This window comes from Streptomyces sp. DSM 15324 (assembly GCF_001514285.1).
In the GTDB taxonomy this organism is placed as follows: Bacteria; Actinomycetota; Actinomycetes; order Streptomycetales; family Streptomycetaceae; genus Streptomyces.
This window is the reverse complement of the sequence record NZ_KQ949027.1, coordinates 477,597-499,120: the sequence shown is the minus strand read 5'-3', so window position 1 is coordinate 499,120 and position 21,524 is coordinate 477,597. Positions and strand designations below refer to the sequence as shown.

21 protein-coding genes, 1 pseudogene and 1 riboswitch are annotated in these 21,524 nt (G+C 70.9%); of the genes and pseudogenes, 11 read left to right on the top strand and 11 right to left on the bottom strand.

Going from position 1 to position 21,524, the window contains the following annotated elements:
• Positions 1-26 precede the first annotated feature (26 nt).
• Entirely contained in the window at positions 27-464 is a 438-nt protein-coding gene (arfB, locus tag AQJ58_RS19020) for an alternative ribosome rescue aminoacyl-tRNA hydrolase ArfB (protein WP_067251600.1), read from the top strand.
• A gap of 124 nt (positions 465-588) precedes the next feature.
• A complete protein-coding gene (locus AQJ58_RS19015; RefSeq protein ID WP_067251599.1) occupies positions 589-1,458 on the top strand; it encodes an alpha/beta fold hydrolase in 870 nt (289 codons plus the stop codon).
• A gap of 20 nt (positions 1,459-1,478) precedes the next feature.
• Here AQJ58_RS19015 and AQJ58_RS44490 read toward each other — a convergent pair.
• Positions 1,479-1,799 (bottom strand): annotated as a pseudogene (locus AQJ58_RS44490) (GNAT family N-acetyltransferase); the annotation flags it as partial.
• 47 nt (positions 1,800-1,846) lie between these two features.
• The gene (locus AQJ58_RS19010; protein WP_199844613.1) at positions 1,847-2,422 is read right to left on the bottom strand and encodes a flavin reductase family protein; all 576 of its coding nucleotides are present in this window, start codon (positions 2,420-2,422) and stop codon (positions 1,847-1,849) included.
• Positions 2,423-2,766: 344 nt separating this feature from the next.
• Here AQJ58_RS19010 and cdgB point away from each other — a divergent pair, with 344 nt between their 5' ends.
• Together cdgB and AQJ58_RS19000 are read left to right on the top strand one after the other, a co-directional pair.
• Positions 2,767-4,437 carry a diguanylate cyclase CdgB gene (cdgB, locus tag AQJ58_RS19005; protein ID WP_067251594.1) on the top strand — a complete coding sequence of 557 codons (1,671 nt, stop codon included), beginning with the start codon at positions 2,767-2,769 and terminating at the stop codon, positions 4,435-4,437.
• 143 nt (positions 4,438-4,580) lie between these two features.
• Positions 4,581-5,540, top strand: a complete 960-nt coding sequence (locus AQJ58_RS19000) for a carbohydrate-binding protein (RefSeq protein ID WP_067251592.1) — start codon at positions 4,581-4,583, stop codon at positions 5,538-5,540.
• A 5-nt stretch (positions 5,541-5,545) separates the two neighbouring features.
• On the opposite strand, the gene AQJ58_RS18995 is transcribed toward AQJ58_RS19000, so the two are convergent.
• The 3 genes from AQJ58_RS18995 to AQJ58_RS18985 form a co-directional block, all read right to left on the bottom strand.
• A complete protein-coding gene (locus AQJ58_RS18995) occupies positions 5,546-6,469 on the bottom strand; it encodes a 1-phosphofructokinase family hexose kinase (protein ID WP_067251590.1) in 924 nt (307 codons plus the stop codon).
• 123 nt (positions 6,470-6,592) lie between these two features.
• Complete coding sequence (gene nagA / locus AQJ58_RS18990) at positions 6,593-7,696, bottom strand: N-acetylglucosamine-6-phosphate deacetylase (RefSeq protein WP_067251858.1); 1,104 nt, start codon at positions 7,694-7,696, stop codon at positions 6,593-6,595.
• A gap of 128 nt (positions 7,697-7,824) precedes the next feature.
• The gene (locus AQJ58_RS18985; protein ID WP_079079026.1) at positions 7,825-8,766 is read right to left on the bottom strand and encodes an ROK family protein; all 942 of its coding nucleotides are present in this window, start codon (positions 8,764-8,766) and stop codon (positions 7,825-7,827) included.
• A 174-nt stretch (positions 8,767-8,940) separates the two neighbouring features.
• Between AQJ58_RS18985 and AQJ58_RS18980 the strand changes: the two genes are divergently transcribed.
• The 3 genes from AQJ58_RS18980 to otsB all read left to right on the top strand — a co-directional run bounded on the left by AQJ58_RS18980 (position 8,941) and on the right by otsB (position 11,381).
• Positions 8,941-10,224, top strand: coding sequence for an extracellular solute-binding protein (locus AQJ58_RS18980; RefSeq protein WP_420712161.1), 1,284 nt, complete (start codon positions 8,941-8,943; stop codon positions 10,222-10,224).
• 62 nt (positions 10,225-10,286) lie between these two features.
• Positions 10,287-10,517 carry a DUF3263 domain-containing protein gene (locus AQJ58_RS18975; RefSeq protein WP_107122091.1) on the top strand — a complete coding sequence of 77 codons (231 nt, stop codon included), beginning with the start codon at positions 10,287-10,289 and terminating at the stop codon, positions 10,515-10,517.
• Between the two features lie 9 nt (positions 10,518-10,526).
• Positions 10,527-11,381: a trehalose-phosphatase gene (otsB, locus tag AQJ58_RS18970; RefSeq protein WP_067251588.1), complete on the top strand. Its 855-nt coding sequence runs from the start codon at positions 10,527-10,529 to the stop codon at positions 11,379-11,381.
• On the opposite strand, the gene AQJ58_RS18965 is transcribed toward otsB, so the two are convergent.
• The gene (locus AQJ58_RS18965) at positions 11,369-12,784 is read right to left on the bottom strand and encodes an alpha,alpha-trehalose-phosphate synthase (UDP-forming) (RefSeq protein ID WP_067251586.1); all 1,416 of its coding nucleotides are present in this window, start codon (positions 12,782-12,784) and stop codon (positions 11,369-11,371) included. The genes otsB and AQJ58_RS18965 overlap by 13 nt on opposite strands.
• Before the next feature lie 118 nt (positions 12,785-12,902).
• Positions 12,903-13,847 carry a glucosyl-3-phosphoglycerate synthase gene (locus AQJ58_RS18960; RefSeq protein ID WP_067251584.1) on the bottom strand — a complete coding sequence of 315 codons (945 nt, stop codon included), beginning with the start codon at positions 13,845-13,847 and terminating at the stop codon, positions 12,903-12,905.
• 136 nt (positions 13,848-13,983) lie between these two features.
• Positions 13,984-14,122: riboswitch (SAM riboswitch) on the top strand.
• 18 nt (positions 14,123-14,140) lie between these two features.
• Between AQJ58_RS18960 and thrC the strand changes: the two genes are divergently transcribed.
• From thrC to groL, 4 genes are all read left to right on the top strand, one after another.
• Positions 14,141-15,421, top strand: coding sequence for a threonine synthase (thrC, locus tag AQJ58_RS18955; protein ID WP_067251582.1), 1,281 nt, complete (start codon positions 14,141-14,143; stop codon positions 15,419-15,421).
• An 89-nt stretch (positions 15,422-15,510) separates the two neighbouring features.
• Positions 15,511-15,786, top strand: coding sequence for a MoaD/ThiS family protein (locus AQJ58_RS18950; RefSeq protein WP_067251580.1), 276 nt, complete (start codon positions 15,511-15,513; stop codon positions 15,784-15,786).
• Positions 15,787-16,263: 477 nt separating this feature from the next.
• Positions 16,264-16,470 carry a cold-shock protein gene (locus AQJ58_RS18945; RefSeq protein ID WP_016436693.1) on the top strand — a complete coding sequence of 69 codons (207 nt, stop codon included), beginning with the start codon at positions 16,264-16,266 and terminating at the stop codon, positions 16,468-16,470.
• A gap of 345 nt (positions 16,471-16,815) precedes the next feature.
• Positions 16,816-18,438 carry a chaperonin GroEL gene (gene groL, locus AQJ58_RS18940; RefSeq protein ID WP_067251579.1) on the top strand — a complete coding sequence of 541 codons (1,623 nt, stop codon included), beginning with the start codon at positions 16,816-16,818 and terminating at the stop codon, positions 18,436-18,438.
• A gap of 81 nt (positions 18,439-18,519) precedes the next feature.
• On the opposite strand, the gene AQJ58_RS18935 is transcribed toward groL, so the two are convergent.
• From AQJ58_RS18935 to AQJ58_RS18920, 4 genes are all read right to left on the bottom strand, one after another.
• Positions 18,520-19,170 (bottom strand): Uma2 family endonuclease, encoded by a 651-nt coding sequence (locus AQJ58_RS18935; RefSeq protein ID WP_079079048.1) that lies wholly within the window; start codon positions 19,168-19,170, stop codon positions 18,520-18,522.
• Positions 19,171-19,259: 89 nt separating this feature from the next.
• Positions 19,260-20,129, bottom strand: coding sequence for a hypothetical protein (locus AQJ58_RS18930; RefSeq protein WP_420712160.1), 870 nt, complete (start codon positions 20,127-20,129; stop codon positions 19,260-19,262).
• Between the two features lie 223 nt (positions 20,130-20,352).
• Complete coding sequence (locus AQJ58_RS18925; RefSeq protein ID WP_067251575.1) at positions 20,353-20,550, bottom strand: DUF397 domain-containing protein; 198 nt, start codon at positions 20,548-20,550, stop codon at positions 20,353-20,355.
• On the bottom strand, positions 20,531-21,373 hold the full coding sequence (locus tag AQJ58_RS18920; RefSeq protein WP_067251574.1) for a helix-turn-helix domain-containing protein: 843 nt from the start codon (positions 21,371-21,373) through the stop codon (positions 20,531-20,533). Before AQJ58_RS18920 ends, AQJ58_RS18925 begins: the two co-directional genes overlap by 20 nt.
• Positions 21,374-21,524 lie beyond the last annotated feature (151 nt).

Below are 21,524 nucleotides of genomic sequence, written 5' to 3'. Positions count from 1 at the left end.
GACGCGAGCATGCCCGGCGGGCGACCATGGGGGACATGTCCGGTCCCTATCTCATCCGCGGTTCCGTCCCGCTCCCCGAGGCCGAGCTGGCGTGGCGTTTCTCGCGGTCCTCGGGGCCGGGCGGGCAGCACGTCAACACCAGCGACTCGCAGGTGGAGCTCCGCTTCGACCTCGCCCGCACCGAGGCCCTGCCCGAGGTGTGGAAGGCGCGTGCGCTGGAGCGGCTCGCCGGCCGTCTGGTCGACGGCGTGATCGTCGTACGCGCCTCCGAGCACCGCTCGCAGTGGCGCAACCGGGAGACCGCCGCCGTACGCCTCGCGGCGCTCCTCGCGGAAGCGACGGCGCCGCCGCCCAGGCCGCGCCGCCCCACCCGCATCCCCCGCGGCATCAACGAACGGCGCCTGAGGGAGAAGAAGGCCCGCTCCGACACCAAGCAGGGCAGGTCCGGCCGCAACTGGACCTGACCCGTCCCGACCCGTCCTGACCGGTCCCGGCCCGCCCGGCACCCGGTACGGCTCTCCCCACCTCGCCGCCCACCCCCAGCGATGTGACATTGGACCGCGGGGGCCGGCAACGAGGAGCGACATCATGGCCGTACGGCACGCGGAGCAGGTCCGGCGGGTCGAGCTCGACGGCGGGGACGTCCCGCTGTCCGGTCTGCTCGCGCTTCCCTCGGACGGCGGACCGCCCCGCGCCGTCCTCGTCGCCCTGCACGGCAGCGGGATGGCCGCCGGCTACTTCCACGGCCCGGCCGACGCCTCCACCTCCCTCCTCTCCCTCGCCGCCGACGCCGGCTACGCCGCGCTCGCCCTCGACCGCCCCGGTTACGGCCTCTCCGCCCGTTCGCTGCCGCACGGCCAGTCCCTCGCCGAACAGGCCCGGTGTGTGCGGGCGGCGGTACGGGCGTACGCCGACGGACACGACACGGGGGCGGGGACCCTGCTCGTCGGCCACTCGCTGGGCGGCAAGGTCGCGTTGACAGCGGCGGCCACGGCCACCCCGGAGGACCGCCTCCTCGGCGTGGACGTCTCCGGTGTCGGCGCCCGCTGGGCCGTGCCGCCCGACCGGCTGGCCGCTCTGCGGCACCGTCCCGACCCCCGGCTGCACTGGGGCCCGCTCACCCTCTACCCGCCCGACACCTTCCGGCTCGCGCGCCGCTTCCTCGCGCCCGTACCGGCCCGGGAGGCCGAGGAGATCCCCGACTGGCCCGGCCGGTACGCCGACGTGGTCCGCCGTATCCGCGTCCCCATTCGGTTCACCTTCGCGGAGTACGAGCGCCTGTGGGCCTGGGACCCGCCGGCCCTGCGCGAGCTGACCCGCTCCCTCACCGCCCCCCTCGTCCGCGTCGACCACGAACCGGACGCCGGCCACAACATCAGCCTCGGCCACTCCGCCCGCCGCCACCATCTGCGCCTGCTGGACTTCCTGGAGGAGTGCCGGGCCCGGGCGGCCGCCTGACGCCCAGTCCAGGTCCAGCACGATTGCACGGCGAAACGGCCGTAACCGCGGCCCTGTTCTGCGGAGGCGATGTTCAGGCGCCACAGACCGGAGCGGAACAGCGTGCCGTCGAGGCGCCAGTCGATGTCGAAAAAGGCCATCAGGAAGCCGACCGGACGGTCACCGTCCATGATCAGTCGGGGCCAGGCGACACCGGGGTGCACAGAGGCCTCGGCGAGTGACTTCACCACGGGTGCGACTGCGAATTCCTGCTCGGGCGCGACCTTCACCGCGAGAGCCGCGTCGAGATGCGCGGCGGTGATTTCTTCGAGCCTGAGAGAAGTCCCCGATGTGTTCGTCATCCGGGGAAAGCAAGTCGGCCGGGCACCGTCCGGCCACTGAATTCCGTTCAGCCCAACTGCCGGTACCGGCCGCGGAAATACAGCAGCGGGCCGCCGTCCGCGCTCGGCATCCTCGCCTTCAGCACCCGCCCGATCACGAGCGTGTGGTCGCCCGCCGCCACCCGCTGCTCGGTCCGGCACTCCAGGGTGCCGAGCGCCCCGCCCACCAGCGGCGCCCCGGTCGCCTCGCCGCGGACGTACGGGATGTCCTCGAAGAGCAGCCGGTCGCTGAGCCGGCCCTTCATGGCGAAGCGGCCCGCGATGTGCCGCTGGCTCTCGGAGAGCACCGACACCGCCCACAGCGGCTGTTCGTCCAGCAGGTCGTCCATCCGGGAGCCCGTGCGCAGGCTGACCAGCACCAGGGGCGGGTCCAGGGAGACCGAGAGGAACGCCGTCGCCGTCATGCCGGCGTACTCGCCGTCCGGCGCCCCGGGGTCGTCCGGGTCCAGCGGCGGCTCCTGCGCGGTCACCAGGACCACCCCGCCGGCCAGCCGGGACATCACCGCGCGGAACTCTTCGCTGCTCACTCCCCCAGAATGCCCAAAGGCGGGGAGGGCGGAAGTCTTCAGTACGTCGGTAGCCATGTCGGGAACGCTAGTGTCGATGGCGGAGCCGCCACATCGGACCTCGGTCCGAGTAGGGTCGTAGGTCCGTGGACCGATTTGCCGTGTGCTCGGTTGTGCACTTCCTGTGTGTTGGGGAAACACCCAGGGAAAACGCGGAAACCCCCCGCAAATGTTCAGGTTCGTCTGTGACTTGAGTCACAAGACGCATTAATTGTTGACCCTGTGTACCGAGTGGGCAGCGCGCTGTGATTCAGTGGCGGAGGTGTCACTAGGACATACGCAACGGACTGGAACGACAGAAACGAACGTTACGCCGAAGACAACCCTTGATTCGCTGCGAAGTCTCGGGGGGAGGGCGAAGCATGGAGACCGAGTCGGAACCGTACGTCCGCCTTGCGTCCCTGCGACAGCTGTACCAGGTCATGGCCGAGATGAACACGGCCCGCAGCCTGGCCGAAACACTGCAGACCGTCGCCGACGGCGTGGTCACCGCGCTGGGCTACGAGCTCGCGTGCGTCAACCTCGTGCGCCCCGACGGGGACCTCGTGGTGGCCGCCTTCTCCGGCAACCCCGCCGCCGAGGCCCTCATCACCGGCCGGGTCGGCTCCCGTGAGTCCTGGGAACGCCGGCTGGGCATGGGCGAGACCTGGGGCGACCTGATCTTCATACCCCACACCGAGGGCTGGATCCTCGACGACGACGACGTCCCGCAGTGGTACACCGACGGGCCCGCCCCCCGCTTCGAGGACGAGTGGCACCCCTCCGACCGGCTCTTCGCCCCGATGTACACCCCCGCCCCGCCCGGCAGCGGCGGCACCTGCGGTGAGCTGATAGGCGTCCTGTCCGTGGACCGGCCGCGCAACGGCCGCCTGCCCGGCGCCTGGGGCCGCGAGGCCCTCCAGATGTACGCGTTCCAGGCCGCCATCGCCATCAGCAACGCGCGTCTACGTGCGAACATGCAGCGGGCACTGGTCCGCCTCGAACGCGAGCAGCAGGCCCTGCGCGCCAGCGAGGAGTCCTTCCGCCAGGCCTTCGAGTACGCCCCCTCCGGTATGGCGATAGCCGAGATGGGCGGCGACCAGCACGGGCGGATCCTGCGCACCAACGACGCCCTGTGCCGGCTGCTCGGCCGCCCCGCCTCCGCGATGCGCCGCTACTCCTTCTCCGACCTCGTCCACCCCGAGGACATAGGCACCCTGCTCCGCACGTCCGCCGAGGGCGGGCGCGCCGAGCTGCGGCTCGGCCGCCGGGACGGCACCTACGTCTGGGTCAGCCTCCGCAACTCCGTCGTCGCCGACGCGGCCGACGGGCCCCGCTTCCTCCTCACCCACGTCGAGGACATCGAGGAGCGCAAGCGCCGCGAGCTCCAGCTCGCCCACCGCGCCTCCCACGACTCCCTCACCGGCCTGCCGAACTCCGCGGAACTGCGCTCGCGGCTGTCGGCCCGGATCTGTTCGCGCCCCCAGTCGACCCACTCGGCCGCCGCCGATGCCATGGACCAGACGTACGGCCACCCCGCCTTCGACGCCAACGGCCACGGCTTCGACTACCGCCCGGCCGGCGCCGAGTCCTACGACGGCTACGACCACCACGTCCACACCGCCGCCCCCGAGGACGCCGCGCGCGACGAAGGGACCAAGGGACTCGCGGTCCTCTTCTGCGACCTCGACGGCTTCAAGTCGATCAACGACCGGTTCGGGCACAACGCGGGTGACGCGGTCCTCATCGAGGTCGCCCGGCGGCTGTCGCGGGCCGTCCGTGACGGCGACACCGTCGCCCGGCTCGGCGGCGACGAGTTCGTGATCCTCGCCGACGGCCTCGGCCGTGCCGACGCCGCCGACCTGGCGGTACGCCTGCGCAACGAGATCATCCAGCCGATCCGGGCCGAGGGCCGGGCCGTCCGGGTGGGCGCCAGTTTCGGCATCGGGTGGGCGCACTGCGGGATGACCGCCGACGAAGTCCTGAAATCCGCTGACGAGCGGATGTACGTCGAGAAACGATCTCGTCCCAAACAGCACAGACGTGCGGGCTGAAACCGCGATGAACGGCCAGGTCAGCGCCCGCGTCCCCGCGGTGGTGCGATCCGGGTCACCCGTTCGGGGCAGTTGGACCGGGTAGGCTCGCCATTCGCACCTTGCAACGCATCAGCCCCGCACCTGTTGAGGAGTACGAAGGGATGACGCCCGGCAACAACGGCGCGAGTACGCCCGAGGACGACGACCCGTTCGGCTACCTCTACGCCGACGGCCAGGCCAACGGCGCCCAGCCGCCCTCCGGTGGCTACGGCTACCCGGGCTCGGTCAACAGAGTGCGTCCGGTGGGTGAGCGCCAGTACGGCCAGCCGCAGCAGCAGACCGCGCAGTACGGCCAGTACGGCCAGCCCACGGTCCCCCAGCAGGGCGCCTACGGCCAGCCCCAGGCGCCCTACGGCGGGCCCGAGACCTTCCCCGGCGCGGGCGCCCCGACCGGCCGTCAGCAGCCCGTACCGGGTGGCGGCGGCCGGGGCCGCGGCCCCAACACCAAGGGCCTGCTGATCGGCGCGGTCGCGGTGGTCGCCGCGGTCGTGATCGGCATCGCGGTGGCCATGGCCAACGGCGACTCGGACACGGGCGACAACAACCAGGCGGGCAACGAGGTCTCCCCCTCGACCTCCACGTCGGCGAGCGCCGCCCCGAGCGAGTCCTCCACCAGCAAGGCGGCGGCGGAACTCCCGACCATCGACGCCAAGGCCCTGAAGCTCGGCGGCGGCGCGTCGCTGGCCTCCGACGTGCAGGGTGCCGCGGCGGACGGCGGGATCTACGTCAACAACCTCAACAACCAGGGCGCCTCGGTGACCTGGACGGTCAATGGGATCCCCTCGGACGGCACCTATACGGTCTTCGCGCACTACAGCACCGCCGGCGAGGACCAGTCGATGACGCTCACCGTCAACGGCAAGAAGTTCGGCAGCCCGATGAGCCTGGAGAACTACGCCCACGCCAAGGACGGCGACTTCGCCAACGGCTGGACGACGACGTACTCGTGGCCCACCCTCACCAAGGGCACGAACACGATCAGCCTGTCCTGCGAGAACGGCGACAAGTGCAACGTCCTGCTCGACCAGCTGTACCTGAAGGCCGGTCAGGTCAGGCGCTGAGGCGCTCAGGCCGCCGTGGCCTCCCCCGTCACCGTGACGGTTTCCAAGAGGTCCTCGTACGTCGTGCGGTCGAAGTCGTCTGCCGTCGGGGCGTGGGCCGTTGCCGCCGAGAGGGCCACGGCCCGGGTCAGGCGGGCCGGCCAGGGGAGGCCCTCGGTCAGGGCCGAGAGGAGGCCGGCCGTGGCCGAGTCGGCGGCGCCACGCGGGTTGCCGGGGACGCGGGTGGGTGGGGTGGCGCGCCAGCGGCCCTCCGGGGTCGCTGCGAGCAGGCCGTCGGGGCCCAGGGAGACCACCACGGCCTGGGCACCCCGGCGGCGGGCGTCCTGAGTCGCCCTCAGCGGCTCGTGCGAGCCGGTGAGTTCGGCCAGTTCGTCGGCGTTCGGCTTGATCAGGTCAGGGCGCGCGGCCACGCCCCGGCGCAGCGGCTCCCCGCTCGTGTCCAGCAGCACCGGCACCCCCGCCGCCCGCGCCTTGCGCACCAGCCCCGCGTACGCCCCCACCGGCACCCCCGGCGGCAGACTCCCGCACAGGGCCACCGCGTCGGCGTCGGCGACCAGGTCCTCGTACGCCTCCTGGAAGGCGGACCACTCGGCCGGGGTGATGAGCGGCCCGGGTTCGTCGAGCCGGGTGGTGTCACCGGTGCGGGTGTCGACGACGGTGACCGTGCGGCGGGTGGCGCCCGAGATGGGCAGGAGCGCGTCGGCGACCACCATCGGGAGCCGTTCCCGGACGGCCCGCCCGGTCGCCCCGCCCGCGAACCCGGTGACCGTCACCTCGTGGCCCAGCGCGGCCAGTACCCGCGCCGCGTTCAGCCCCTTGCCGCCCGGACGCTCCGTCACCTCCGTCACCCGGTGCGCGGTGTGCGGCCGCAGCGCCGGGACGCGGTACGTGATGTCGAGAGCGGTGTTCAGTGTGACCGTGAGGATCACCTGTGCCGACCTCCCCCGAAGCGATGCCGCGTGCGCGTGACTGTTCCGTGGCCCGATCATGCCAAAAGGACGGCGACCGGCCCAGACCCCCGGTCGGCCACCGTCCTCGGCGGCGGGGACGTTTCAGCCCAGTTCGGGATCCACCAGCCAGTCCCCCTTGCGCATCACGCCCTTGACGTCGAAGTTCTCGTCGAGAAGGACCAGGTCGGCGTCCTTGCCGGGCTCCAGGGAGCCCACGGTGTCGAAGAGGCCGAGCACGCGGGCCGGGGTCGCGGACAGCGCGGTGACGGCGTCCTCCACCGGGATCCGGTCGACGGTGACCGCCCGCTTGAAGGCGCGGTCCTGGGTCAGTGTCGAACCGGCGATCGAGCCGCCCTCCACCAGCCGGGCCACCCCGTCGCTGACCTCGACCTCCAGCGGCCCCAGCAGATAGCGGCCGTCGCCGATGCCGGCCGCGTCCATCGCGTCGGTGATGAACGCCACGCGGCTCGCCCCGGCGTGACGGAACGCCAGCTCCAGGGCGGCGGGATGCAGATGGGTGCCGTCGTTGATGAGCTCCACCGTGACCCGCTCGTCCTCCAGGAGGGCGGCGATCGGGCCGGGCGTGCGGTGGCCCAGCGGCGGCATCGCGTTGAAGAGGTGGGTGGCGACCGTCGCGCCCGCCTCGATGGCCTGAACCGTCTGCTCGTACGTCGCGTCGGTGTGCCCCACCGCCGCGATCACGCCCTGCTCGACGAGCAGCCGTACGGAGTCCAGGCCGCCCGGGAGTTCGGTGGCGAGGGTGACCATGCGGGCCGCGCCGCGCGCCGCGTCCAGCAGCTTGCGGACGTCCGCCGGGTCGGGGTCGCGCAGCAGCGCCTCGGAGTGGGCTCCCTTGCGGCAGGGCGAGATGAACGGGCCCTCGAAGTGGATGCCGGCCAGGTCGCCCTGCTCGGTCAGCTCGCTGAGCAGGCCGGCCTGACGGACCAGGACGTCCATGTCGTCGGTGACGGTGGAGGCGACGAGGGTGGTGGTGCCGTGCCGGCGGTGGGTGCGGATCGCCCGCTGCACGTCGTCCGCCGTGCCGGAGAAGGAGGCTCCGCCTCCGCCGTGGTTGTGGAGGTCCACGAAGCCGGGGACCAGCCAGTGGCCTCTCGCGTCGATGACGTGGGCGTTCGCCGGGGAGGCGCCGGTGATGAGCCGGCCGTGGACGGCTACCTGGCCGTCCTTGACCGTTCCGGTGGGCATGACCACGTTGGCGCCGGTGAGGAGCAGGGGCGTGCCGGCCGTCGCGGGGCGCGGGAGCGTTGTGGTCGGTTGCGCCCCGCGGCGGAGCCGCATGTCGGCGCTGTCCCGCGCCCCTGAGGGGGTTGCCATCAGGTCGATACCTCCATGCCGTCAGTGGTGTCGAGGAGATCCCAGGCCAGCAGGCCCGCGCCGCGGCAGCCCGCGGTGTCGCCCAGGGCCGCCGGGACTATCTCCGGGAGTTTCTGGAAGGTGAGCCGGGCGCGGACGGCGTCCCGGAGGGGGGTGAACAGGGTGTCGCCTGCCTCCGCGAGGCCCCCGCCGATGACGAGGGTGCGCGGGTCCAGCAGGGTGAGGGCGGTGACCAGGCCGTCGGCGAGGGCGTCCAGTGCCCGCTGCCAGACCCGGACGGCGTTCGGGTCGCCGGACGCGACCGCCTCGGCGCAGTCCGCCGCGTCCGCCTCCGGGTCACCGCAGGCCGCCGCCCAGGCCTCGGACACCGCCGCCGCCGAGGCGAACCGCTCCAGGCAGCCGCGCTGCCCGCAGGGACACGGGGTGCCGCCGGGCCGTACGACGACGTGCCCGATCTCACCGGCGAAGCCGTGCGCCCCCGCCTCCACCCGGCCGTCGACGCCGATCGCGCCCGCGATGCCGGTGCCGAGGGCCACGAACAGGAAGCGGTCCGCGCCCCGGCCCGCGCCGACCCGGCCCTCGGCGAGTCCGCCGGTGCGGACGTCGTGGCCGAGGGCGACGGGGGCGCCGAGCCTCTCGGTGAGGAGCGTGCGCAGGGGGACGTCCCGCCAGCCCAGGTTGGCCGCGTAGACGGCGGTGCCGTCCGTCTCGTCGACGAGGCCGGGCACCGCGACACCCGCGGCGGCCGCGGGTTCGCCGAGCCGCTCGACGCCGAGTGCGCGCAGGTCGGCGGCGAAGCCGAGGATGGCGTCCACCACCGCGTCGGGGCCGCGCTCCCGGCCGGTGGGCCGGCGGTCCTGGTGCAGGAGGGTGCCGTCGGCGCCGACCAGCGCCGCCTTCATCCCGGTGCCGCCCACGTCGAGGGCGATGACATGTCTCACGGGACCAGTGTGGACCGAGGAACCGCAAGAGGTCTAGTCCACTTACCCGTCTTGGCGGTACGGTGCCGCCCCATGAGACCCGAAAGAGGTCTAGTCCACCCTTGTGGTGTAGACCTTGATCCGCATATCGGACCCATTGGTATGAGCAATCAGTTCGGGAGTGAGGGGCGACACGTGCACCGGCGGGCAGGCAGGTCACTGACGACGATCGTGGGCGGACTGTCCACCCTGGGCCTGGCGGCGGTGCTGTCCGGCTGCGGACTCACCCCCGGCTCCGACCACACCACCCTCAGACTCGTCGCCGCCGACTACGGCGACAGCGCCTCCAACAGCTCCAGCAAATACTGGGGCGCGCTCGTCGAGGCGTACGAGAAGAAACACCCCGACGTCACCGTCGACGTCACCGTCTCCTCCTGGAACGACGTCGACGCCGAGGTCAAGGCCATGGTCGACGCGGGCGACCCGCCCGACATGGCGCAGATCGGCTCGTACGCCGACTACGCGGCCGCCGACCAGCTCTACACGGCGGACGACCTGCTCTCCGTCACCGTCCAGGCCGACTTCGTGCAGCAGCTCGCCACCGCAGGCAAGGTGCGCGGCGTGCAGTACGGCATGCCGTTCGCCTCCTCCACCCGGCTGCTCTTCTACAACAAGACCCTCTTCGCCGAGGCCGGGGTCACCCCGCCGACCACCTGGGCCGAACTCGCCGCGGACGCCGCGAAACTGAAGGCCGAGGGCGTGAAGTACCCCTACGCGCTGCCCCTCGGGCCCGAGGAGGCGCAGGCCGAGACCCTCCAGTGGCTGCTCAGCGGCGGAGGCGGCTACGCCCGGAGCGCCGGCGGCTACAGCATCGACTCGACCGAGAACGTCGAGACGTTCGACTGGCTCAAGGACAAGCTGGTCGGCAAGGGACTCACCGGGCCGGTCGCACCGGGCTCGCTCAACCGCGCGGACGCCTTCGCGGCGTTCGCCGACGGACAGGTCGGCATGCTCGACGGGCACCCCTCCCTGATGAAGATGGCCCAGAAGACCGGCGTGAAGTTCGGCATGGTGCCGATGCCCGGTGTCGACGGCCCCTCCAAGGTCGCCATGGGCGTCGCCGACTGGATGACCGCCTTCCGCAAGAACGGGCACGCCGAGCAGATCGGCCGGTTCCTCGACTTCGTCTACAGCGAGCGGAACGTGCTCGGCTTCTCCCGCGAGTACGACCTGCTGCCCGTCACCACCTCCGCCTCCCAGATCATGAGCACCTCCCCGCGGGACGCCGCGCTGCGGCCCTTCCTGGAGGAACTCCCGCTCGCCGAGGTCTACCCCGTCGGACGGACCTCCTGGGCGCAGGTCAGCGCGGCCGTCAAGAAGGGCATCGGCAAGGCCGTGACCCGCTCCGGCGACCCGGCGGCCGTCCTCGCCGACCTCCAGGCGAAGGCGAGGACCGCGCAGAGCGCCGCCGGGGAGTGAGCCGGCTGTCGGTGGCCGGGGTTACGGTGCTCGGGTACGCGGGAGCGCCGGAGGTGCGGGCAGTGCCAGAACAGCTGGAGACCAGGGAACGCGACATCCTCGCCCTGGAGCGCCGCACCTTCCCCGGCCCCGGCGCCAAGGAGCGCGCCATCCGCGAGGAACTCGACCTCTCCCCGGTCCGCTACTACCAGCTCCTCAACGCCCTCCTGGACGACCCGAGGGCGCTGGCCCACGACCCGGTGACGGTGAACAGACTGAGAAGGGTCCGCGAGACCAGGCGGGGCGACCGATAGTGTCGCCGTATGGGCACCCAGGAGACGCACTCAACGGACCCCGTACCCACGACCCCGGCCGGCCGTGAGGCCCTCGCCGCCATGCTCGCCCGGCCCGCGGCCACCCTCGTCGGCCTCGACTTCGACGGCACGCTCGCCCCGATCGTCGAGAACCCCGAGGACGCCCGCGCCCACCCCGACGCCCTCGACGCCCTCGCGGCCCTCGCACCCAAGGTCGCCGCCGTCGCCGTCATCACCGGCCGCCCCGCCGAGGTGGCCGTCCGCAACGGCGGCTTCGCGGGCGCCCGGGGACTGGACCACCTCACCGTCCTCGGCCACTACGGCGCCGAACGCTGGGAGGCCCGCACCCAGGAGATCACCGCCCCCGCCCCCCACCCCGGCGTCGCCGCCGTCCGCGCCGAACTGCCCGCCGTCCTGGAAGCGGCCGACGCGGGGCCGGGCGTCCGGGTGGAGGAGAAGGGCGGCCGGGCCGTCGCCGTGCACACCCGCCGCGCCACCGACCCCCTCGCCGCCTTCGAGACCCTCCGCGAGCCCCTCGCCGCCCTCGCCGCCCGCCACGGCCTGATCGTGGAACCCGGACGGTACGTGCTGGAGCTGCGCCCGCCCGGCATGGACAAGGGCGTCGCCCTCCTCGACCACGTCCGCGCCACCGGCGCCGGGGCCGTGCTCTACGCCGGCGACGACCTCGGCGACCTCCCCGCCTTCGCCGCCGTCGAGAAACTCCGCCAGGACGGCGTCCCCGGCCTCCTCGTGTGCAGCGGCTCCACCGAGGTGACGGAACTCGCCGCCCGCGCCGACCTGGTCGTCGACGGCCCCGCCGGCGTCGTACGCCTCCTGCGGGACCTGGCCGGTCAGCTGGGCTGAAGGTCCCGCAGGGCCGTCAGCTGGTCCAGGAACCACTGGGCCGGAGGCAGCGCGGTCGCGGCGGCGGCCAGCCGTTTGACGCGCTCGGCGCGCTCCTCCGGCCTCATGGACAGGGCCTCGTGCAGGGCACGGGCCGTCTCCAGGATGTCGTACGGATTCACCACGATCGCGTCCTCGCCCAGCTCCCAGTACGCCCCGGCCTCCCGCGACAGCACCAGCGCGCACCCCTGGTCGGAGACCACCGGGACCTCCTTGGCGACCAGGTTCATCCCGTCCCGGATGGGGTTGACCAGCGCCACGTCCGCGATCCGGTACGCGGCGAGGGAGCGGGCGAAGTCGTCCTCCAGGTTCAGCAGGACCGGGGTCCAGCCGGGGGTGCCGTACCGCTCGTTGATCTCCGCCGACAGCCGCGAGACCTCCGCCGTGTAGGCGCGGTAGACGGCGAGATCCTGCCGGGAGGGGTAGGCGAAGGCGATGTGGACGACCCGCTCGCGCCACTCGGGGTGGTCGTCGAGGAGCTGCCGGTACGCCAGCAGGCCGCGCACGATGTTCTTCGACAGCTCGGTGCGGTCGACCCGCACGATGGTCCTGCGGTCCGTCCCGCCGATCTCCTCGCGCAGGGCGACGATCCGCTCCTCCACGTCCGGCCGGTGCGAGCGCTCGCGCAGGAAGTCGGCGTCCGCGCCCAGACCGTGCACCCCGATCTGGGTGCCGCCCGTGCCGCCCACGTACTCCGCGCAGCACGCGGTGAACGCGTCCGCCCAGCGCCGGGTCAGGAACCCCAGCCGGTCCGCGCCGAGCATGCCCCGCAGCAGCTGCTCACGGATGTCCGTCGGCAGCAGCCCGAAGTAGTCCACCGGCGCCCACGGCGTGTGCGAGAAGTGCCCGATGCGCAGGTCAGGGCGGAGTTCGTGGAGCATCCCGGGCACCAGACAGAGGTGGTAGTCCTGCACGAGGACCGCCGCGCCGTCCGCCGCCTCCTCCGCCAGCGCCTGGGCGAAGGCGCGGTTGTACGTCTCGTACGACGCCCACTGGCGCCGGAACTCCGCGTCGAACGACGGTTCCAGCGGGGTCTGGTAGAGGAGGTGGTGGATGAACCACAGGACCGAGTTCGCGATGCCGTTGTAGGCGTCCTCGTGCACGTCGGCCGGGACGGGCAGCATCCGCACGCCCTCCTCGCCGACCCCGCGCCGGACCGCCTCCCGGTCGCCGTCGGACAGCGCGGAGCACACCCACAGGGCGCCCGCGTCGGGGCCGATCGCCGACAGACCGGAGACCAGCCCGCCGCCCCCGCGTTTCGAGTGCAGCGAGCCGTCCTCGCCGATCGTGTAGGAGACCGGGCCGCGATTGGACGCGACCAGCACCTGAGCACCCCGAGCAGCAGTGTCGTGCGTGGAAGCCATACGCCTCAACCTAGCCCGGCCGGGAAACGCTCAAACGTACGGTGGCGCTGTGTGCGGGGGTCGTATCCAGCCGTATACGACCCGTCCCCCCGCACGGCGCAACAGGCCCTCGGAAAGCTCAGGCGACCTTGCGGGACCGGTACTCCGCGATCTCCGCCATCGGTGGCCGCTCCTCCGTGTCCACCGCGTAGGTCCGCGGCTCGAAACCGTCGGCGCCGCGTTCGAACTGGGTGAGGACGGGGCGGACGAGATGGCCGCGGGCCAGCCGCAGCTGGGCGGTGCGGTAGATCGCCGCCGCCATCCGGCCGAGGGCCTGCCCGTCCTGGTGGCGGTGCTTGCGCACCCCGAGGTCGACCTGCGCGAGCGCGTCGAGGCCCACCAGGTGCAGCGCGTCGATCAGCATGCCGAGCTCCACGCCGTAGCCCACCGGGAACGGCAGCTGTTCGAGCAGGGAGCGGCGGGCCGCGTACTCGCCGCCGAGCGGCTGCACGAAACCGGCCAGCTGCGGCCAGTGCAGGTTCAGCAGCGGGCGCGCCATCAGCTCGGTGACCCGGCCGCCCTGCCCGGCGGCGCCGCCCAGGGGACGGTCGTACATCCCCTTCACGAGGTCCACCGCGGGGTCGGTGAGCAGCGGGCCGACGATGCCGGAGACGAAGTCCGAGGAGAACTCCCTGAGGTCGGCGTCGACGAAGCAGACGATGTCCCCGCTGGTGACCAGCAGGGACCGCCACAGGACCTCCCCCTTGCCGGGCACGGCCGGGATGCGGGGCAGGATCGTGTCGCGGTGGACGACGCGCGCGCCGGCCGCCGCCGCGACCGCGGCCGTGCGGTCGGTCGAACCCGAGTCGACGACCACGAGCTCGTCGACCAGCGGGACCTGCTGCATGAGGTCGTGCCGGATGACCGCGACGATCTCGCCGACGGTCTCCTCCTCGTTCAGCGCGGGCAGGACGACACTGACCCGCTGCCCCGAGGACCGTTTGGCCGCCATGATCCGGTGCAGCGGCCGATCGGTCATGGTCCAGGAGCGGGTGGTCAGCCAGCGCTCAGCTTCTTCCAGCACGTAGGCGGCTCCTTCACCTGTGATCCGTCTCGCGGTTCGGACGACTATCTCAACTGTCCTGGTTGTCGGTTACAGTCTTGAACAACGCGGGTGACCATCGCATGTCCTCGGTGGCCCGCCGTCCACAACTTCATACCGCTCATCCAGAGGGGCAGAGGGAAACGGCCCGATGAAGCCCCGGCAACCCTCCAGCCGGTCTCGTTCACGCGAGGCTCCCGGCTAGGGAAGGTGCCAAATCCGTCTCACGGCGAGATGCGTCGTGAGGAAGATGAGGAGAAAGGGCCTCGCCTCACATGGCTGCGCAGACTGTTGCAACCGAATCCACCGTAGACCTGGGTCCCGCCACGGCACTGAGCTGCCGCGAGTGCGGGCACCGCGTACCCCTCGGCCCGGTCTTCGCCTGCGAGGAGTGTTTCGGCCCGCTCGAGATCGCGTACGACTTCTCCGCCTACGACCCGGAGGAGCTCAGGAAGCGCATCGAGGCGGGACCCGCGAACATCTGGCGTTACGCGCCGCTGCTGCCCGTCCCGGCGGACGTGGCCGACAAGCCCAACATCAACCCCGGCTGGACCAAGCTCGTCAAGGCCGACAACCTGGCCCGCGAGCTGGGTGTCGAGCCCGGCAGGCTGTTCGTCAAGGACGACTCCGGCAACCCGACCCACTCCTTCAAGGACCGGGTCGTCGCCCAGGCCGTCGAGGCCGCGCGTGCCTTCGGCTACACGACCCTGAGCTGCTCCTCGACCGGCAACCTCGCCGGTGCCGTCGGCGCCGCCGCCGCCCGGGCCGGCTTCCGCTCCTGTGTGTTCATCCCGCACGACCTGGAGCAGGGCAAGGTCGTGATGGCCGCGATCTACGGCGGCGAGCTGGTCGGCATCGAGGGCAACTACGACGACGTCAACCGCTTCTGCTCCGAGCTCATCGGCGACCCGGCGGGCGAGGGCTGGGGCTTCGTCAACGTCAACCTGCGGCCCTACTACGCCGAGGGCTCCAAGACGCTGGCGTACGAGATCGCCGAGCAGCTCGGCTGGCGGCTCCCCGACCAGCTGGTCGTGCCGATCGCCTCCGGCTCCCAGCTCACGAAGATCGACAAGGGCCTTCAGGAGCTGATCAAGCTGGGGCTCGTCGAGGACAAGCCGTACAAGATCTTCGGCGCGCAGGCGGAGGGGTGCTCTCCGGTGTCGGTGGCCTTCAAGGCGGGGCACGACGTGGTCCGCCCGCAGAAGCCGAACACCATCGCCAAGTCGCTGGCGATCGGCAACCCGGCGGACGGGCCGTACGTCCTCGACATCGCGCGCCGCACCGGCGGTGCGGTGGAGGACGTGACCGACGAGCAGGTCGTCGAGGCGATCAGGATCCTCGCCCGCACCGAGGGCATCTTCGCGGAGACCGCCGGCGGTGTGACGGTCGGCGTCACGAAGAAGCTGATCGAGAACGGGCTGCTGGACCCGGCGAAGACGACCGTCGTGCTGAACACCGGTGACGGCCTGAAGACGCTGGACGCGGTGGCCGGTACCGGACTCACCGCGACGATCCGTCCTAGCCTCGAGTCCTTCCACGAGGCCGGGCTCGCGTAAGCGTCGTTGTTCGGCTGCGGGCCGGTGGGGGCCGGTCGCGCGGTTCCCCGGCGCCCCTTGAAAGCACGCACCTGACCGGAGGTCACCCAGTGAGCGTCACCGTCCGCATCCCCACCATCCTGCGCACCTACACCGGTGGCCGGGCCGAGGTCACCGCCGAGGGGTCCACCCTCGGCGAGGTCATCTCGGACCTGGAGAAGAACCACACCGGGATCGCCGCCCGGGTCCTGGACGACCAGGGCAAGCTGCGGCGGTTCGTGAACGTGTACGTGAACGACGACGACGTCCGTTTCGAGCAGGGGCTGGAGACGGCGACCCCGGACGGCGCGGGCGTGTCGATCATCCCGGCCGTCGCCGGCGGCTGAGCGGTGGTTGACCCCCGGTCGGTACCCGCCAGTAGTACCCGCCAGTAGTAACCGTCGGTAACATCGATTACCGAGTGTTCATCGAATTGCCCCCTCCGTGAGAGAAGCGGAGGGGGCAATTCAGTGTGGTTGAGCGAGGTACAGTTGGGGAACCGGGTTGCGAAACCCTGATCCGGAATCTTTGATTTCCGCCTGGCGCCCGACAAGAAGTAGCCAAAGTGCGAGCCTCTTGCGTGGCATTTGCGGCTTTTGCGGGGCCCGACTTGCCCTGAATTCTGGCGAATTCTCGCCACATTCCGGATCGCGTGCGTCCAGAATTCTCGTCCGAGTGACCTGTTGCAGACGGCAGTTGGACAGATACATTCGGCCGCGGTCGACGCGTTCCGGCGCACGCCCCCAAACCAACTGGGGGGTGAGGTCTGACCCGGATCCGCGAAGTGTGGATCTGTGCAAGGGCCAGTAATAGGGGAGTTAGGCATGGCTCAGGGCACCGTCAAGTGGTTCAACGCGGAGAAGGGGTACGGCTTCATCGCGGTCGACGGTGGTGCGGATGTTTTCGTCCACTACAGCGCGATCCAGATGGACGGGTACCGCACCCTGGAAGAGGGCCAGCGGGTCGATTTCGAGATCTCGCAGGGTCAGAAGGGGCCGCAGGCGGACATGGTCCGACTCGCGGCCGGCTGAAGCACGCGCCGACTGAAGCGTCGTTCTTCTGTTTCATCTTCGAAGGGCTCGTACCTCCCGGGGTACGGGCCCTTCGGCCTGCCCCGGGCCCCCCGGTCAGGGGCGCGCGGGGGGCCCGGGGCAGGCCGTGTCCACCTGCGGATCGGGCGGAGGCGCTTGCACTCGACCATGCCGAGTGCTAATCATTGGCGTTAGCACTCTGAAGGTGAGAGTGACAAAGAAGGACCGGGTCGGTGAGGCCCGCAGGCCAGGTGGGGCAAGGAACCACGCGGCATGCGAGCCGTCCGTCGCGGGCGCGGGCGCGGTCCGAAGGAATCACCCCCAGTCCTGGAGGGACCACTTCACATGGCCAAGATCATCGCGTTCGACGAGGAGGCGCGGCGCGGCCTCGAGCGCGGCATGAACCAGCTCGCGGACGCCGTCAAGGTGACGCTCGGCCCCAAGGGTCGCAACGTCGTCCTCGAGAAGAAGTGGGGCGCCCCCACGATCACCAACGATGGTGTGTCCATCGCCAAGGAGATCGAGCTCGAGGACCCGTACGAGAAGATCGGCGCCGAGCTGGTCAAGGAAGTCGCGAAGAAGACGGACGACGTAGCCGGTGACGGCACGACGACCGCGACCGTCCTGGCCCAGGCCCTGGTGCGCGAGGGTCTGCGCAACGTGGCCGCCGGCGCCAACCCGATGGCTCTCAAGCGCGGCATCGAGAAGGCCGTCGAGGCCGTCTCCGGCGCCCTGCTGGAGCAGGCGAAGGATGTCGAGACCAAGGAGCAGATCGCTTCCACGGCCTCCATCTCCGCCGCCGACACCCAGATCGGCGAGCTCATCGCCGAGGCGATGGACAAGGTCGGCAAGGAAGGCGTCATCACCGTCGAGGAGTCCCAGACCTTCGGTCTGGAGCTGGAGCTCACCGAGGGTATGCGCTTCGACAAGGGCTACATCTCGGCGTACTTCGCCACCGACATGGAGCGTATGGAGGCCGTCCTCGACGACCCGTACATCCTGATCGCGAACTCCAAGATCTCGAACGTCAAGGACCTGCTCCCGCTCCTGGAGAAGGTCATGCAGTCGGGCAAGCCGCTGCTGATCATCGCCGAGGACGTCGAGGGCGAGGCCCTGTCGACCCTGGTCGTCAACAAGATCCGCGGCACCTTCAAGTCCGTCGCGGTCAAGGCCCCGGGCTTCGGCGACCGCCGCAAGGCGATGCTGAACGACATCGCCATCCTCACCGGCGGCGAGGTCATCTCCGAGGAGGTCGGTCTCAAGCTCGAGAACACGACCCTCGACCTGCTGGGCAAGGCCCGCAAGGTCGTCATCACCAAGGACGAGACCACCATCGTCGACGGTGCCGGCTCCTCGGACCAGGTCGCGGGCCGTGTGAACCAGATCCGCGCCGAGATCGAGAACAGCGACTCGGACTACGACCGCGAGAAGCTCCAGGAGCGCCTGGCGAAGCTCGCCGGCGGTGTCGCGGTCATCAAGGCCGGTGCCGCCACCGAGGTGGAGCTCAAGGAGCGCAAGCACCGCATCGAGGACGCCGTCCGCAACGCGAAGGCGGCCGTCGAGGAGGGCATCGTCGCCGGTGGCGGCGTGGCCCTGCTTCAGGCCTCCCAGGTCTTCGAGAAGCTGGAGCTCGAGGGTGACGAGGCGACCGGCGCCAACGCCGTGAAGCTCGCGCTGGAGGCCCCGCTCAAGCAGATCGCCGTCAACGGTGGTCTCGAGGGTGGCGTCGTCGTGGAGAAGGTCCGCAACCTCCAGGTCGGCCACGGCCTGAACGCCGCGACCGGTGAGTACGTCGACATGATCGCCTCCGGCATCATCGACCCGGCGAAGGTGACCCGCTCTGCCCTGCAGAACGCCGCCTCCATCGCCGCGCTCTTCCTCACCACCGAGGCCGTCATCGCCGACAAGCCGGAGAAGGCCGCCGCGCCCGCCGGTGGCGGTATGCCGGGCGGTGACATGGACTTCTGATCGACCTGACGGTTGATCGCCTGTCCTTCGGACCGAGGGCGGTACGTCCAGCTACGGCTGGGGGTGCCGCCCTCGGGCTTTTCAGTCGGCGAACTGCTTGAGCTGCTCCGTGTCGAGAGTGATGCCGACGGGGGCCGGAAGGGGCACGGTGACACCCCAGGGGTAGGACACGGCCTGCTGGTAGCGTCCGTCCTTGGGCTCGCTGTACACGACGGTGGTGCAGTTGTCGCGGTCGATGAGGAGGTAGACGGGGATGGCGGCCCCGGCGTAACCGACGGGCTTGTCGACGCGGTCACGCTGGTCGGTGTCGCGATCGTGGGAGGTGATCTCCACCGCCATGAGCGTGCCGTCGGGGGCTGACCACTCCCCGTCTTCGACGAAGTGATTCACCGGTGCGAGGAAGCCGTCCGTCCGCGCGCGGCCCTTTCGGTAGGCCTCGGCCTTGACGCCCCGCTCGGGTGCGAGGTCCAGATCGGGGCGTTGGTGCATGCACTGGCGCAGCAACCACATGAAGATCGACGTGTGCTTGCCGTCCGGCATCGCCTTGACTACTACCTTTCCGTTGACATATTCGAGCCGCACGGTCTCGGGAGCCGCCTCGGCAAGCTCCTCGAACTCCTCGACGTCGAGCGGCCCGTGCCGGATGCAGAGCCTGCCGCCGAGAAATTCCAATCGGTTCCGGAGCTCCCTCGGAGCCCTCTCGACGAGTTCCTCGAAGTCCTCGACGGACATCTGCGGGCGGTCTTCGGTGTCAGGGGTCATGGCGTCGCCTCCTCCCTCCCATCGTGCCCCGCCGTGATGTCGTCGGACGGTAGGAGCGGTCATACGGGTGTCCTGTCTCGTGTCGGTAGCGCCATTGCCGCACGGATCCCGGCCGCGCGGGCGTGAACGGCGGTGGCGGGAAGGGGCGCGTGAGGATGCGCGGGCGCGCGCTCACCGCGGCAGCCGCGACACACGCCCCCGGGGAGCGCTTCGGGCTGACCCGGCACTCCGCACTCCGCGCACTCCAGGATCCGGCGGGGCGCGGGCAGGGCCGGTGGCGGCGGCGGGAGCTTGTCCGTCAGGCGGCGGTGGAGGAGGGCTGCGGGGCTGTGCACGGGCGTCGGCAGACCGGCGGTGAGGGAGGCGGTGACCGTCTCCTCGGTGGCGCCCCGGACGAACCACTCCTCCACGAGCGGAGCGAGCCGTGCGCATTCGGCGGCGGAGAGGGACAGGGAGGGGGCGGTGCGCCCCAGGGCCGCGAGGAGGGTGTGGGCGCGGGAGCGAGTGGGAGGGGGAGGAGGGGCCGCAGGTACCTCGCCGCGCGTGAAGCCCGCCCACCAGCCGTCGTCACGTGGCGTACGGGACCACCACGAACGGGTGATCCAGCGCGAGCCACCGTCCTCGGCCGCCACCCGCTCCCGACCCCGGCGCAGATGGCCGGCCGCCTGGATCCTGTTGAGCGCGGTCCGGAGCGCGCACTGCCCGTACGGCAGCGTCTTGGCCAGTGTCTTCACGGAGATGTCGGCGCCGTCGGGAAGCCGGTCGACGTAGACGGCGACGGCAGCCTCGCGGGGCGGGAGATGCGTGAAGTCGTCTGCGGTGCGGCGGAGTTGGCCGGGCGCGGAACGTTTTCCGTAACCCGGATTGGCCATCGGGTGCGGGGAAGCGTGCGCGGGATGCGGGGTGGCACTAGGGTTGGCCTCAGCCATGGGATCGACCTTTCAGCTAGCGATCTCGTTGGTTAAGCCCCCGCGGGTGTTGTGAGCACTTTGCGGGGGCTGTTGCGTTATGTGCACGCTAGAGGCTCGTGACTGTCCGTCGCAACTCGATCGCCCAAAGTCAACTCCAAGGGTGGGCGGGTGGGTTGAGACCCCCCACCCATTCCTTGAAAAGAAGGCTCAAGGCTCGGCTCTTGAGCTTCGGACGCCCTCGCTACATCCGGTTCGAGATCAGGTGTTCGACGAACGCCGCCCAGGCCTCCGGCCGGAACGTGAGCCTCGGGCCGTGCGGGGCCTTGGAGTCACGGATGAGGGTGGGGTGGGTGAGGGCGGCTTCGAGGCAGTTGCCGCCGTCACCTCCGCTGTAGCTGGACTTGTGCCAGGTCAGAACCTCACGAGTGGTGTTCTCCATGCTCGTAATCCTGCGCCACTGATTCCAGCAGGGCCAGCGATTCCTGCGGCGAAAGTGCCGCGGCCTGAAGCAGGTTGAACATCAGTGTGTGCCGGCCGACGGTGGCGGGGTCGTCCAGCAGTTTGCCCATGTCCGGCGCCTCCACGAAGGAGAGCGGCGGCGCGTCCTCGAACTCCATGAGCTTCAGGGAGCCGTGCATGGCCGCGTGCACCCCGGCGGCGAACGGCAGTACTTGCACGATGATCCGGTGTCTGCGGGCCAGGTCGGCCACGTGACGCAGGGCTTCCGCCATCACCGCTGCTCCGCCGACCGGTCGCCGGATCGCGGCCTCGTCGAGGATGGCCCACAGCAAAGGCGTTGTCGGATCGTCGAGGAGATGCGCCCGTTCGAGGCGAGTGGCCACCAGGTTGTCGATCTCGGTGTCCGGTGCGGTGGGCTTGTAAGCGCGGCAGACCGCTTCCGCGTATGCCCGCGTCTGCAACAGACCCGGGATCAGGAGTTGGGCGTATTCCCTGATCGCCGTCGCGACCGCCTCCGCCTCCGCTGCCTCCGCGAAGTGGTCCGGGTACTTCGACTTGGCCAGTGCCCGGCAGTTCCGTTCGAAGAAGCCGTTCGTGCCCAGGATCTCGTCTATCTGGACGGCGTATTCGAGGTGCAGGCGCCGTGTCCCGGCCTCCAGTCGGGCGATGAACGAACCGCTCACGAAAAGGGGTTCGCCCAGTTCGGCCTGGCTGAGGCCGGCTCGCTCGCGGGCGTGGCGCAACTCCGCCCCCAACAGCGCGCGCGGGGACGATGACGGATCGAGGTCCTTCGGGCCGGGCATGGCAACTCCCTTGTCGCACAGGAGGGGTTGGTCGGGGTGCCGTCTTCGGCCAGGTTAGGGGGGTGGTGGCCACGCTGTGTGGTGAACTCGCATACTCAGCGTGGAGGGCGCCCTCTTGCCCGGGGCGGCCACGCTCCCGGTAGGGTGCTGG